The organism is Amycolatopsis sacchari (assembly GCF_900114035.1).
Taxonomy (GTDB): domain Bacteria; phylum Actinomycetota; class Actinomycetes; order Mycobacteriales; family Pseudonocardiaceae; genus Amycolatopsis_E; species Amycolatopsis_E sacchari.
In genome coordinates, this window is the sequence record NZ_FORP01000007.1 from 165,189 (window position 1) to 177,900 (window position 12,712).

Annotated in this window: 10 protein-coding genes; 2 read left to right on the forward strand and 8 right to left on the reverse strand. The window is 73.3% G+C overall.

Going from position 1 to position 12,712, the window contains the following annotated elements:
* Positions 1 to 14 precede the first annotated feature (14 nt).
* Positions 15 to 1,172 carry an LCP family protein gene (locus BMZ92_RS14575; protein ID WP_177228697.1) on the reverse strand — a complete coding sequence of 386 codons (1,158 nt, stop codon included), beginning with the start codon at positions 1,170 to 1,172 and terminating at the stop codon, positions 15 to 17.
* Between the two features lie 94 nt (positions 1,173 to 1,266).
* The gene (locus tag BMZ92_RS14580; protein ID WP_425425810.1) at positions 1,267 to 1,947 is read right to left on the reverse strand and encodes an alpha/beta hydrolase; all 681 of its coding nucleotides are present in this window, start codon (positions 1,945 to 1,947) and stop codon (positions 1,267 to 1,269) included.
* A gap of 50 nt (positions 1,948 to 1,997) precedes the next feature.
* Here BMZ92_RS14580 and BMZ92_RS14585 point away from each other — a divergent pair, with 50 nt between their 5' ends.
* A complete protein-coding gene (locus BMZ92_RS14585) occupies positions 1,998 to 2,699 on the forward strand; it encodes a sugar isomerase domain-containing protein (protein ID WP_177228698.1) in 702 nt (233 codons plus the stop codon).
* Here BMZ92_RS14585 and BMZ92_RS14590 read toward each other — a convergent pair.
* Positions 2,669 to 3,895 (reverse strand): ROK family protein, encoded by a 1,227-nt coding sequence (locus BMZ92_RS14590; protein WP_218153462.1) that lies wholly within the window; start codon positions 3,893 to 3,895, stop codon positions 2,669 to 2,671. The genes BMZ92_RS14585 and BMZ92_RS14590 overlap by 31 nt on opposite strands.
* A 47-nt stretch (positions 3,896 to 3,942) precedes the next feature.
* A complete protein-coding gene (locus BMZ92_RS14595) occupies positions 3,943 to 5,808 on the reverse strand; it encodes an ABC transporter ATP-binding protein (protein WP_091507796.1) in 1,866 nt (621 codons plus the stop codon).
* A 133-nt stretch (positions 5,809 to 5,941) separates the two neighbouring features.
* Here BMZ92_RS14595 and BMZ92_RS14600 point away from each other — a divergent pair, with 133 nt between their 5' ends.
* The gene (locus tag BMZ92_RS14600) at positions 5,942 to 7,231 is read left to right on the forward strand and encodes a DUF2029 domain-containing protein (protein ID WP_091507405.1); all 1,290 of its coding nucleotides are present in this window, start codon (positions 5,942 to 5,944) and stop codon (positions 7,229 to 7,231) included.
* Here the strand turns inward: BMZ92_RS14600 and BMZ92_RS14605 are convergent.
* The 4 genes from BMZ92_RS14605 to BMZ92_RS14620 form a co-directional block, all read right to left on the reverse strand.
* Complete coding sequence (locus tag BMZ92_RS14605; RefSeq protein ID WP_005437638.1) at positions 7,209 to 7,418, reverse strand: helix-turn-helix domain-containing protein; 210 nt, start codon at positions 7,416 to 7,418, stop codon at positions 7,209 to 7,211. The two genes, BMZ92_RS14600 and BMZ92_RS14605, sit on opposite strands and share 23 nt — an antisense overlap.
* Before the next feature lie 1,265 nt (positions 7,419 to 8,683).
* Entirely contained in the window at positions 8,684 to 10,312 is a 1,629-nt protein-coding gene (locus tag BMZ92_RS14610; RefSeq protein ID WP_091507407.1) for an ABC-F family ATP-binding cassette domain-containing protein, read from the reverse strand.
* A gap of 150 nt (positions 10,313 to 10,462) precedes the next feature.
* On the reverse strand, positions 10,463 to 11,119 hold the full coding sequence (locus BMZ92_RS14615) for an acVLRF1 family peptidyl-tRNA hydrolase (protein WP_091507409.1): 657 nt from the start codon (positions 11,117 to 11,119) through the stop codon (positions 10,463 to 10,465).
* The gene (locus tag BMZ92_RS14620) at positions 11,116 to 12,672 is read right to left on the reverse strand and encodes a deoxyguanosinetriphosphate triphosphohydrolase family protein (protein WP_091507411.1); all 1,557 of its coding nucleotides are present in this window, start codon (positions 12,670 to 12,672) and stop codon (positions 11,116 to 11,118) included. Before BMZ92_RS14620 ends, BMZ92_RS14615 begins: the two co-directional genes overlap by 4 nt.
* Between the last annotated feature and the right edge of the window lie 40 nt (positions 12,673 to 12,712).

A 12,712-nucleotide genomic window follows, 5' to 3' on the forward strand; every position in this document is an offset into this window, starting at 1 on the left:
TGCGCGCACCGGGTTTAGTTCATGATCGCGCTGTCCGGGATCTGCGTGTCCCCGCGCAGCGCGTCGAACAGCTGCTTGGACTTCGTCTTGTCCCAGTTCTCCGCGGAGCCGGACGTGACGGGCACGGTGGTGGTCACGACGCCGCCGTCGGAGATCCCCCGCATCGCCCACGCCAGCCCCACGAGGTTGTGCAGGTGGTCGCCGGAGTCCATGGTCAGCGCGTCCGGCGCCGCCGACAGCAGCGGGAAGAAGTGGAACGGGTTGAGGATCGTGCCCGCGGTCGCGATCTGGCTCACCAGCGCGCCGATGAACTTCCGCTGGTTCTCCACGCGGTCCAGGTCCGAGCGCGGTGTCGCGGCGCTGTGGCGCATCCGCACGAACCCGAGCGCGTGCGCGCCGTCGAGGGACTGGCAGCCCGGGGGGATCGTGATGTTGGTGAAGTCGTCGTGCATCTCCTTGTCGATGCACATGTCCACGCCGCCGATGGCGTCCACGATGTTGGCGAACCCGCCGAAGCCGATCTCGGCGTAGTGGTCGATGCGCAGCCCGGTCGCCTGCTCCACGGTCTTGACGAGCAGCGCGGGGCCGCCGATGGAGAACGCCGAGTTGATCTTGCCGCGGCCGTGGCCGGGGATGTTCACCTGCGAGTCGCGCGGCAGGCTCAGCAGCGTCGGCTTGGTGCTGTTGTCGGTCAGGTGCGCGACCATGATCGTGTCGGTGCGCGAGCCACCGCCCGCCGCGGCGCTGTCGCCCGTGGCGAGCTGCTGCTCCTGCTCGGGGGTCAGCCCGTCGCGGCTGTCGGACCCGACGATGAGCCAGTTCGTGCCCGAGGCCGCTGCGGGCCGCCCGTCGTAGTCGGCGAGGGCGTCGACGCGGTTGATCGACGTGTCGAGGTAGATCCACACACCGGCGACGAAGACCACGAACAGCACGACCAGCGTCAGCAGGATCTTGCCGACACCGAACTTCCGCTTGCGCCGCGGGCGCTCCGGCAGCGGCTCCCTGTCGTACCGCGGCGGCTCGGACGGCGGGGGCGGCGGGGCGGCGCTCCGCCGGGACATCGGGCGCGTCGGCCCCTCCCGGCCGGGCACGGGCAGCATCTGCGCCGCCTGGTGCTGCCGCGGACCTCGCGCCCGCGGGTAGTCGCCCCCGTAGTTCCCGCCATAGCTCATGCGATCACCCGTCCCCGATCTCGGCCTGCGGAGCCTAGTGAACCGCAAACCTCACATTCTGGGACGCCCGGCTCCCCGAAAGGGTTGTGTCCGCTCAGACCGGCAATCGCAGCCGCTGGTCAGGTTCCTCATCCCAGGCCGGCAGCGGCTCGGCCCCGAGCGCGTCCAGCACGAACCGCCGGGCCAGCCGGTGCCACGCCGGGGCCCGCAGCAGCATCGCGTGCGCCTCGGACATCAGCTCGAACCGGACGAGCCGCCGCGCCACCGCGCGCGCCCGCTCGGCGTAGGCGTAGGACTCGGCCGGGTTCGTGATCCGGTCCAGCGTCCCGTGCGCGAGCACGACACTGCGGTCACGCACGGGCTCGACCGGCTCCCCCGCCGGCGTCCACGGGGCGAGCGCGAGCACCGACGTCACGGCGGGATCGTCGGCGACGCGCAGCACCACGCGGCCGCCCATCGAGTGCCCGACGAGGAACACCGGTACGCCGGGCCGTTCCGCCCGGATGCGCGCCAGTTCCGCGCGGGCGTCGGCCACCGGGTGCAGCTCCGGGTCGTTCCAGCCGCGGATGCGGTTGCGCAGCAGGCGGACCTCGACGCCGTGCCGTGCGGTGGCGGCCGCGATCGCGCGGGCGACCGGTAGCATCCGCAGGTAGGCCAGCCCCCAGGGGCGCACCGGCTGCCTCCCGGTTTCGGCACCTCCGTGCAGCACGAGCGTCACGGCGCGGACGGGGCCCCGCGCCGCCCAGGTCCTGGTGGCGGCCTCACGAGCGATCACTTCGTGAGCAACGCTCACGGCCGGGGTTTCTTCCCGATAGGGTGCGCCGCGTGATCGGAGATCTGGTGACTGAAGCGGTGCGCGCCGCCGAGACGAACAACGCCGAGCAGGTCGCCAAGGCGGCCGAGCTGGTCGTGCGGACCCTGCGGGCCGACGGCCTGGTCTTCACCGCGGGTGCCGGGCACTCGCTGGCGGCCGTGGCGGAGACGTTCTACCGCGCCGGCGGCCTGGCCTGCGTGTACCCGCTGTACCACCCGCAGCTGCTGCCGCTGCACGGCGCGCAGTCGAGCACGACGGCCGAGCGCCGCAGCGGGCTGGCCGCCGAGGTGCTCGAACAGCGGGCGCCGGGCCCCGACGACGTGCTGGTCGTGTTCTCCACCTCCGGCGTCAACCCCTACCCGGTCGAGCTCGCGCAGGCCGCGCGCGCCGCCGGTGCGCCGGTGATCGCGGTCAGCTCCCGGCAGTCGGTCGCCGCCGCGCCCCGGCGGGCCGGCCGCACGCTGATCGAGGAGGCCGACGTCGTGCTGGACACCGGTGTCCGCCCCGGCGACGCGAGCTTCCCCGTCGACGCGCCCCGCACGGCCGCCCTGTCGACGATCCTCAACGCGCACCTGTGGAACTCCGTGCTGGCGAAGGTCGTCACGCTCGCCGAGGACGCGCCGCTGTGGCGCAGTTCCAACGTCGAAGGCGGGGACGAGGCCAACGCCGCGTTGTTCGCGCGCTACCAGCCGCGCGTGCCCGCGCTGGCCTGACCCGCCCCCGGCGGCGCGGCGACGACCGCCAGCGGGTCGTCCAGCAGGGGGGCGAACGCGAGCTCGCCCGCCCCGATCAGGGTGGCGTCGTCGCCGAGCGCGGAGACGCCCAGCCGCACGCGTTCCCTGGCGACGGGGAGGACGTGGCTGACTATGCGGCCGCGCACCTCCGCCGCCACGGCGGGGTAGACGTCCCGCAGCATCCCGCCGAAGACCACCATGCCGGGGTTGAACAGGTTGATCAGGTTGGCCACGCCGATGCCCAGCCAGTCGCCGATCCGCCGGAGCGCGTCGCGGGCGGCGGGATCGCCGCGGCCGGCGTCGTCCACCACGGCTCGCACGGCCTCGCGGCCGAACAGGTCCGCGGGCCTGCCGGCGGCGTCGAGCAGGGCCCGCTCACCGACCTCCGCCTCCAGGCAGCCCCGGGAACCGCAGCCGCACGGGCGCCCGTCCACCGGGTTGACCACGATGTGCCCGACCTCGCAGCCGTAGCCCGTCTCGCCGTCGAGCAGCTTGCCACCGGCGATGATGCCGCCGCCCACGCCGACGTCGCCGTGCAGGTAGATCAGGTTCCGCAGGCCCGCGCCGGCCCCGCGGCGCTGCTCGGCGACCGCGCCGAGGTGCGCTTCGTTGCCGACCCGGACCGGCAGGCCCAGCCCCAGTGCCCGGGACAGCTCGGCGCCGAACTCCTGGTCGACCCAGCCCAGATCGGGCCCGAAGCGCACCGTCCCGCCGCCCGGCTCGATCATCCCGCAGTACGACGCGCCGGCTCCCACGCAGATCGACGCCGGGGGCGCGGCCCGGTGCAGCTGCCTGCCGAGCCGGGCGAGGACGTCCACCACGTACTCGAGATCCGGCCCGGCGCGCGCTCGCGGTGCCACCACGCGGTCGAGTACCACCCCGCCCAGGCCGATGCGGGCCGCGACCAGGTGGTCGACCGCGACGTCGAAGGCCAGCACCTGGATCCGCTCCGACTCGGGTAGCACGACCAGCGAGGGACGCCCCTGCTGGTGGCTGTCCCGCGGGAGCTCCTCCCGGATCAGCCCTGCCTCGGTCAGTTCGGCCGTCAGCGCCAGGATCGTGCTCCGGTTCAGGCCGAGCTCCCTCGCCAGGCCCGCACGGGACATCCCGCCACTGAGGTGGACACTGCGCAGGAGCGCGGCGACGTTGCGCCGCCGGATCCCGTCCCGGTCCAACCCGGCCTCCCAGCAGTCCGGCTCTGCGGCGTCACGAATCGTACCGCCTACGCCGCGGTCGGCTCCTCGGCGAACTGCGTGTGGTACAGCTCCGCGTACCGCCCGTCCGCCGCGAGCAGCTGGTCGTGCGTGCCGCGCTCGACGATCCGGCCGTCCTCGACCACGAGGATCTGGTCGGCGGCCCGCACGGTCGACAGCCGGTGCGCGATCACCAGCGCGGTCCGCCCGGCCAGCGCGTGCGTGAGCGCCTCGCCCACGGCGGCCTCGGACTCCGAGTCCAGGTGCGCCGTCGCCTCGTCGAGGACGATCACCCGCGGCTGCGCGAGCAGCAGGCGCGCGATCGTGAGCCGCTGCCGTTCCCCGCCGGAGAGCCGGTAACCGCGCTCCCCCACCACCGTGTCGAGCCCGTCCGGCAGGCTCTGCACGAGCCGCGCGAGCCGCGCCTGCTCCAGCGCGTCCCAGATCTCGTCGTCGTCCACGTCCGGCCGCGCGTACGCCAGGTTCGCGCGGATCGTGTCGTGGAACAGGTGCCCGTCCTGCGTCACCACGCCGACGGTTTCCTTGATGGACGCGAAACTCAGGTCCCGGACGTCCACACCGGACAGCCGGACCGCACCCGAGTCGACGTCGTAGAGCCGCGGCAGCAGCGTCGCGATCGTGGACTTGCCCGCACCGGACGAGCCGACCAATGCCACCATCTGCCCCGCCTCGGCGCGGAAACTCACGCCGTGCAGCACCTCCTCGCCGCCGCGGTTGTCCAGTGTGGACACATCCTCCAGCGAGGCGAGCGAGTACTTGTCCGGCGCCGGGTAGCCGAACCGCACGTCCTCGAACTCGACCGAAACCCCGCCCGGCGGGACCTGCCTGGCGTCCGGCTTCTCGGTGATCATCGGCTTGAGGTCGAGCACCTCGAAGACCCGCTCGAACGACACGAGCGCCGTCATGACGTCGACCCGCACGTTCGCCAGCGCCGTCAGCGGGGTGTACAGCCTGGTCAGCAGCAGGGCGAGCGCGACCACCGTGCCGGGCTGCAGCTGCCCGCGGATCGCGAGCCACCCGCCCAGCCCGTACACCAGCGCCTGCGCGAGCGCGGAGACCAGCGTGAGGCTCGTGAGGAACCACCGCGTGAGCATCGCCGTCCGCACGCCGATGTCCCGCACCCGCCCCGCGCGGGCGCCGAACGCGGCGGTCTCCTCCTCCGGCCGCCCGAACAGCTTCACGAGCGTGGCGCCCGGCGCCGAGAACCGCTCGGTCATCTGGGTCGTCATCCCGGCGTTCAGCTGCGCCGACTCGCGCTGCAGGTCGGCCATCCGCCGCCCCAGCGTGCGGGCGGGCAGCACGAACACCGGCAGCAGCACCAGCGCGAGCAGGGTGACCTGCCACGACAGCGTCAGCATCACGCCGAGCGAGAGCACGAGCTGGATGACGTTGGTGACCAGCCCCGACAGCGTCGCCGTGAACGTCCGCTGCGCGCCGATCACGTCGTTGTTGAGCCGGCTGACCAGCGCCCCCGTGCGGGTACGCGTGAAGAACGCGATCGGCAGCCGCTGCACGTGCTCGAACACCGCGCGGCGCAGGTCGAAGATCAGCCCCTCGCCGATGCGCGCGGACTGCCACCGCTCGACGAGCCCGAGCCCCGCGTCCGCGATCGCCAGCCCGGCGACCACCACGGCGAGCATGATCACCAGCCCGGCCTCGTGCCCGCCGACGATCGTGTCGACGACCTTGCCCGCCAGCAGCGGCGTGGACACCGCGATCACGGCCGAAACCACGGTCAGCACGAGGAAAACGGCGAGCATCCGCCAGTACGGCCTGGCGAACCGCGCCACCCGCCGCACGGTCCCCGGCGCCAGCCCGCGCGGTGCGTCGGCGCGGCGCATCGCCGAGCTGAGCAGTGACCAGGTGTTGTCCAACACTGCCTCCCAGTCCGTCCCGAAGCTTCACATTACTTCAGGTTTCGTGCACAGATGTCCTGGACAACGCCGGGTGCGGACGCAAGCTTCCCGAACAGCTCCGGCTTTTTCCCGCCGGGTAACCTACGTGCTCATGGGTGCTGGAGGGGTCGTGTCGCAACGCGCCCGCAGCCTTCTCCCGCCGTTGGCGCTGGACCTGCTCTTCTACGCGGCCTGCCTGGTGTACGCGCTGGTGACCGCGTTCGTCTCCGAGTTCTACGGCTTCCGCGTGTGGGGCGCGTTCGCGGCGATCGGCTACGGGCTCGCGGCGGCGCACACGGTGTGGTTGTGGCGGCAGCCGCGTGGCCCCGGCTGGTGGCGCTCGCGGGGTGCGGGCCTGGCCGCGGTGGTGGTGTTCGCGATGCTGGTGCCGCTCGCCGTGCTCGTGGTGCGGCGGCTGACCGGGGTGGACTGGCTGATCACGCCGTTCTCGTGGAGCGCGCAGCCCGAGGTGTGGGTGATCGAGCGGTCGGCCGAGCTGTTGCTGCGGCACGGCACGCCCTACGTGGACGTGACCGCGCTCGGCCGTCCGCCCGAGGTCAACGACTACACCCCGTACGGGCCGGTGATGGCCGTGTTCGGCCTGCCGCGCGCGTTGTTCGGCGGCAGCCCGGTGGCCGACGCGCTGACCGACGCACGGCTGGCCTTCGCCGTGACCGCGTGCGTGTGCGCGTGGCTCACGCTGCGGATGATCGGCATGCCCCGGGTGCCGGTGCGCGCGGCGCAGCTCGCCGTGGCGTGCCCGCTGACCGCGCTGACGTGGTCGGTGGCGGGTCCGGACCTGGCGATCGCCGGGCTGATGCTCGTCGCCGTCACCCTCGCCGCGACCGACCGCCCCACCGCGTCCGCGATCGTGCTCGCGGCCGTGGTCAGCGCCAAGCTCATCGTGGCGCCGGCCGTGGTGGTGCTGGCCGTGCTGGTCGCGGCACGGCTCGGCGCCGGCGCGCTGGTGCGGTTCCTCGCCACGCTGGTGGCCGCGGGCGCGGTGCTGACCGTGCCGGTGCTGCTGGTCGATCCGGCGGCGTTCACCGAGCACGTGCTGCGGTTCCCGGCCGGGCTCGGCGTGGTGCGCTCACCCGCCGCGAGCCCACTGCCCGGGCACCTGATCGCGAGCACCGGGCCCGTGGGCAACGCGCTCGCGTTCGTGCTCCTGGGAGCGGCCGCCGTCGCCGTGCTGGTCTGGCTGCTGCGGCGGCCGCCGGTGCTGGGTTCGGACGCGATGCTGCGGATCGCCGTGGGGCTCGGGGCGTTCACCCTGCTCACCCCGGCGACCCGCTACGGATATCTGGTGTACCCGCTCGTGCTGCTGGGCGCGATGCTGTGTTTCCGCCGCGCGGAAGACGGGAACCCCGCTATTGGTACTACTTCTTCTTCACCCGGGTAGCCCCACCGCGCCCCCGGAGCTGAACTCCCGATTCCGAAAGCACGCGGTGCACGAAACCGTACGAACGGCCCGTCGACTCCGCGAGTGCACGAATACTGGCCCCCTTCTCGTATTTCTTCTTCAGGTCAGCGGCCAGCTTGTCACGGGTGTTGCCGGTGATGCGCGCGCCCTTCTTCAGGTCAGCCACGTCTTTCCGCCTTCCTAGACAGTGTTCGGGGCCCTGGCGCGGCCCTGCAAAGGCAATGATCGAACACCCGGCGGCGGATTGCCAGGCGACGGGCGAAAAAATCCTCGGAATCGGCCGATATTGGGCCATTTCAGTGTGGTTGCCTACAACAACTAAGCACCTGGACACACTTTTCGGGCACAGGCGGCTTTTGTTGGCGACCAGCGACGGCTCCGCGTGCTCGATAGTCGAGCCGGGCGGGAAATCTTAGGCAGGGCTAACTACGAATGGTTTCGCCGCAGAACCAAATATAGCGGAACGGTCGCCGGAACGCCTCATCTCCGGAGGGGGCGGGGCCCGGCGGGGCTTTGGGTGGGATGGGCGGCGATGGGGGTGGGCGGCGGAGTTCGAGCGGCAGGGGGCACGCTGCCGCGGTCCGGCGGCGGCTGCCGGACCGCGGGGCGGCCGTCGTGGCCCGGATGTGACCGAGGTGGCTGCCGCGTTGCGGGGCGGCTGCCGGTTCGCGGGGGCAGCCGCCGTGGCCCGCGGGGTGACTGGGCTGGCTGCCGCATTGCGGGGCGGCTGCCGGACCGCAGGGGCAGCCGCCGTGGCCCGCGGGGTGGCTGGGGTAGCTGCCGCGTTGCTGGGCGGCTGGGCGCATCGCGGAGGCAGCTGCCGTGGCCCGGGGGTGGCTGCCTTGTGGCGGATCGCGGGGGCGGCCGTGGTAGCGCGGGGCGCTGGGGTGGCTACCACATCGGGAGGGACTTGCCGCCGCTTCCCGGGCCGGGATGCGACCGCCCCTCACGGGGCCGGGCAGCGGGAACCCGCGCCAGCAGACAGCCACCGCCGCCCCGCGCTCCCACCCCGCCCGACACGAAGCACAGGCGACAGGCCACGCCGCCCGGCAGGCGCCCGCCGGGCGGGCCACCCCGCCCGACACGAAGCACCCGCGACGGGGCCCTTGGCAGGCGCCCGCAGCAGGTCACCCTGCTCGGCAGGGGGGCACCCGCGACAAGGCCCTCGGCAGGTCGCCCCGCCGGGCAGGCCACCTCGCCCCGCAGCCACCCGCGACAAGCCCACCTCGCCCCACAGGCACCTCGGCAAGCCACCCCGCCCGGCGGGGCGCACCCACGAGAGGCCCGCCCACCGCTTCCACCCAGGCGGTGACATCAGCCGGGCGGCCCGGCCATCACCCCCGGCCCAGCACTCACCCCGGCGGCCAGGCCATCACCCCCAGCCCCGCAGCACCACCCCCGCCCCCGCGACAGCACCACCGCCGCGCGGGGTCAGGCCAGCTGCACCAGCTCCAGGTAGTCCGCCGACCAGTGGTCCTCCGTGCCGTCGGGCAGCAGGATGACCCGCTCCGGCTCCAGCGCCTCCACCGCGCCCGGGTCGTGCGTCACCAGCACCACGGCACCCGTGTAGCTCCGCAGCGCCTCCAGCACCTGCGCCCGGCTCGCCGGGTCGAGGTTGTTCGTGGGCTCGTCGAGCAGCAGTACGTTCGCGGCGCTCGACACCAGGCCCGCGAGCGCGAGCCGCGTCTTCTCGCCACCCGACAGGGTGCCTGCGGGCTGGTCGAGCTGCTCACCGGTGAACAGGAACGAGCCCAGCAGGTTGCGCAGCTCCTGCGCACCCGTGTCCGGCGCGAGGTGCCGGATGTTCTCCCACACGCTGGCCTCGTGGTCGAGCGTCTCGTGTTCCTGCGCGTAGTAGCCCAGCCGCAGCCCGTGACCCGCGACCACCTGGCCGGTGTCGGGCTTCTCCATCCCGCCGAGCAGGCGCAGCAGCGTCGTCTTGCCCGCGCCGTTGAGGCCCAGCACGACCACCTTCGAACCGCGGTCGATGGCGAGGTCCACGCCGGTGAAGATCTCCAGCGAACCGTACGATTTGGACAGTCCCTCGGCGGTGAGCGGGGTGCGCCCGCACGGGGCCGGCGCGGGGAACTTGATGTGCGCGACCTTGTCCGCCTGGCGCGTCTCGTCGAGGTTCGCCAGCATCTGCTCGGCACGCCGCGCCATGTTCTTCGCCGCGACCGCCTTCGTCGCCTTCGCGCCCAGCTTCGCCGCCTGCTGCTGCAGCGCCGCGGCCTTCTTCTCGGCGTTCGCCCGCTCACGGCGGCGGCGCTTCTCGTCGGTCGCGCGCGCCTCCAGGTAGCGCTTCCAGTTCATGTTGTAGTGGTCCAGCTCGCCGCGCGTCGCGTCGAGGAACCACACCTTGTTGACCACTTCGTCGAGCAGGTCGACGTCGTGGCTGATCACCACGAGCCCACCGTCGTGCGACTTGAGGAAGCCCCGCAGCCAGTTGATCGAGTCGGCGTCGAGGTGGTTGGTCGGCTCGTCGAGCAGCAGGATCGTGTCCGACCGCCCCGACGCGCCCACGTCGGACGCGGCGAACAGGATCCGCGCCAGCTCCACCCGGCGCCGCTGCCCGCCGGACAGCGTCCGCAGCGGCTGCGCCAGCACCCGCTCGGCCAGCCCCAGGTTCGAGCAGATCCGCGCGGCCTCGCTCTCCGCGGCGTACCCGCCGAGCGCGGCGAACCGCTCCTCCAGCCTGCCGTAGCGGCGGATCGCCTTGTCCCGCGCGTCCTCGTCGACGAGCTCGGACATCGCCGTCTGCGCCTTCTCCATGTCGCGCAGCAGCGCGTCCAGGCCCCGCGCGGACAGCACGCGGTCCTTGGCGGTGACGGACAGGTCGCCCTCACGCGGGTCCTGCGGCAGGTAGCCGATCTCGCTGCCGTGCCGGACCTCACCGGCGTAGGGCTGCCCCTCGCCGGCCAGCACCTTCAGCGTGGTCGTCTTGCCCGCACCGTTGCGGCCGACGAGACCGATGCGGTCGCCGGGCTGGATGCGGAGAGTCGTGTCGGCGAGCAGGATGCGCGAACCGGCGCGCAGCTCGAGGCCGGTGGCCGTGATCAAGGGAACTCCCGGGAACGGGGGTGGATGAGGACAGGCTTCGACTGCCCGGCACCAGGCCGGGCGGGAGCGCTACTCCAGCTGGATCTCCTCGAACCCCACGAAACCCAGTGTAACGAGCGGAGGCCACCGTTTTTCCGCCGGTGGCCGGGCTCACGCGTCGCGGACGAGGATCTCCACGTCACGCGCCCGCTCCGCCGCCTCGTCGAGCACGGCCCGCCGCGGCTCGACGATGTCCAGCACACGCTGCGAAGCCAGCTCGAACAGCGGGGCCAGCCGCCGGTCGGCGCGGAGCTCGTCCAGCGCGCGCCGGTCCCCGCCCAGCACGACCGCGTCCAGCTCGCGCACTCGTGGCACCAGCACCTCGTAGGCGTCGTCCGCGGCGTCACGCAGGGCCTGCCGCGCCTGCCCCTCACGACGCCGGGCGAAGCGCTGCTGCGACCAGCCGCCCGCCGCCGCCCGGCCGTGCACGTGGTGCCGGTCGGTGCGCGACACCACGACCTTGCCACCTTCCGCGACGCCAACGCTGTGCGCGCCCAGCCGCACCAGCAGCAGCCCGATGCGACGGGACCGCTTGGCGTGCACGGCAAGCCGGACCGTCGGCGGGCCCGAACCGGTCAGCGGCGGGAACGGCACCACCGCCGTCGCCGTCGTCCCGTTGGCCGCCGTCACCACGACCTCGGTGTCGGTCGCCGCCGTTTCGCGGATGCCGCCGTTGCGGGTGGCGAACCGGTCGAACCAGCCGCCGAGCCGTTCCGGCGCAACCTCGACCACCCTGCCGCCCCCGGCGGCGTCCCGCACCCTGCTCACAGCACGAACGAATCGGACCAGGGCTGCGACGACCGGCCCGACAGGGCGTCGAGCAGCGAAACCGCCTGCCGGTCGGTCAGCGAGGACACGAAGTCGATCACCGCGCGGCCCCGCGCCAGGCTGCGGATGGCGTCGGCTCCGGTGACCTGCTCCCCCGTCGCGCCGACGAGCAGTTCGGGGGCGTTCGCGGCCAGGTCGGTGAACTCGGCGTGCGCCAGCTCCACGAGGTCGTGCAGGCGGCGCGGCAGCCGGGACTCCTCGTCACGGTCGCCCAGCCACGCGTCGAGGGCGTCCACGAGGGTGGTCACCAGGCTCGCCTGGCCGCGCTGGTGCAGCGCGAGTTCGGGGCGCAGCAGCACGAAGGTGCGGTGCACGAACTTCAGCACCTGCACCTCGTGCCACTGGGCGGTCCGCAGCGTGACGTGCCCGGAGCGGGTGGTCGGCGACTCCAGCACGACCACCCCGCCGACGAGCCGCGAGGTCCAGCGGGCCGAGAACGCGGCGATGGCCTGCTCGGCCTCGATCGAGCCGTCGAAACCCCGCGCCAGCAGGCCGTCCACCAGCTCGGTGCGCACGCGGGACACGGCGTCGGCGAACGCGTCGTCGTCCACCACCCACGCGTCGCGGACGTGCATGCGGCGGCGCAGCAGTTCCAGCGACCGGCCGGGCCGCCGCGTCTGCGCCGCCAGCGTCGCGTCGTCCAGCCCCGCCAGTTCGAGCGCGTTCGCCAGCCACTGCCCCAGCTCCGTGGCCACCGGGGCGTGCTGCAGCACGCCGATCCGGTGGAAGTCCTGGATGTCGTGGATCGCGTAGGCGATGTCGTCGGCGGTGTCCATCACGGACGCTTCGACGGTCTGCTGCCACGGCTCGATCACGCCGGCGTAGGGCTCACGCGCCTGCACCACGTCGTCCAGTTCCGTGCTGTAGGCCGAAAACTTCGCCGAGCCGGTGCCCGGGGCGCCGGGCGGTTCGGCCGCACCACGTGGCGGGTTCGGCATCGTCGCCGGGTGCGGGTCGGGCCGGTGCAGCCGCGCCCACGGGTACTTCAGCACCGCCGCCCGCACCGCGGCGGTCAGGTCGAGCCCCACCGCGGACGGACCGCGCACGTCGGTGGTGGTCAGGATGCGGAAGGTCTGGGCGTTGCCCTCGAAGCCGTCGGCGAGCCCGAAGCGGTGCCGGGCGATGCGGTCGAGCACCTGCTCCCCCAGGTGCCCGAACGGCGGGTGACCGAGGTCGTGCGCCAGCGCGGCGGCCTCCGCGACGTCGGGTTCGAGCCCGCCGAGCTTGCCGATCAGCTCGGCGCCGTCGGGCGCGGCGAGCAGGCGGTCGCTGATGGCGCGCGCGACCTGGGCGACCTTGAGGCTGTGGGTGAGCCGGTTGTGCAGCAGCCCGGATCCCGCGGCGCTGACCACCTGCGTGACGCCGCCGAGGCGGGCGAAGAACGGGGAGACGACGATGCGGTCGCGATCGGCCCGGAACGGGTTGTCCGCCAGGTCCGACCAGCTGGCCGCCTCCGCCTGTTCGTCACGGCGGCGCGTGCGCGGATCGTGCATGCGTCGAGGCTAACCGTGCCGGTCGCGGCCGGTTCGGCGA

What these genes read in the sequence shown, in the direction of transcription:
- BMZ92_RS14575 (WP_177228697.1), bottom strand. Translation starts at nt 1,172, where the DNA reads ATGAGCTATGGCGGGAACTACGGGGGCGACTACCCGCGGGCGCGAGGT.
- BMZ92_RS14600 (WP_091507405.1), top strand. Translation starts at nt 5,942, where the DNA reads ATGGGTGCTGGAGGGGTCGTGTCGCAACGCGCCCGCAGCCTTCTCCCG.
- BMZ92_RS14620 (WP_091507411.1), bottom strand. Translation starts at nt 12,672, where the DNA reads ATGCACGATCCGCGCACGCGCCGCCGTGACGAACAGGCGGAGGCGGCC.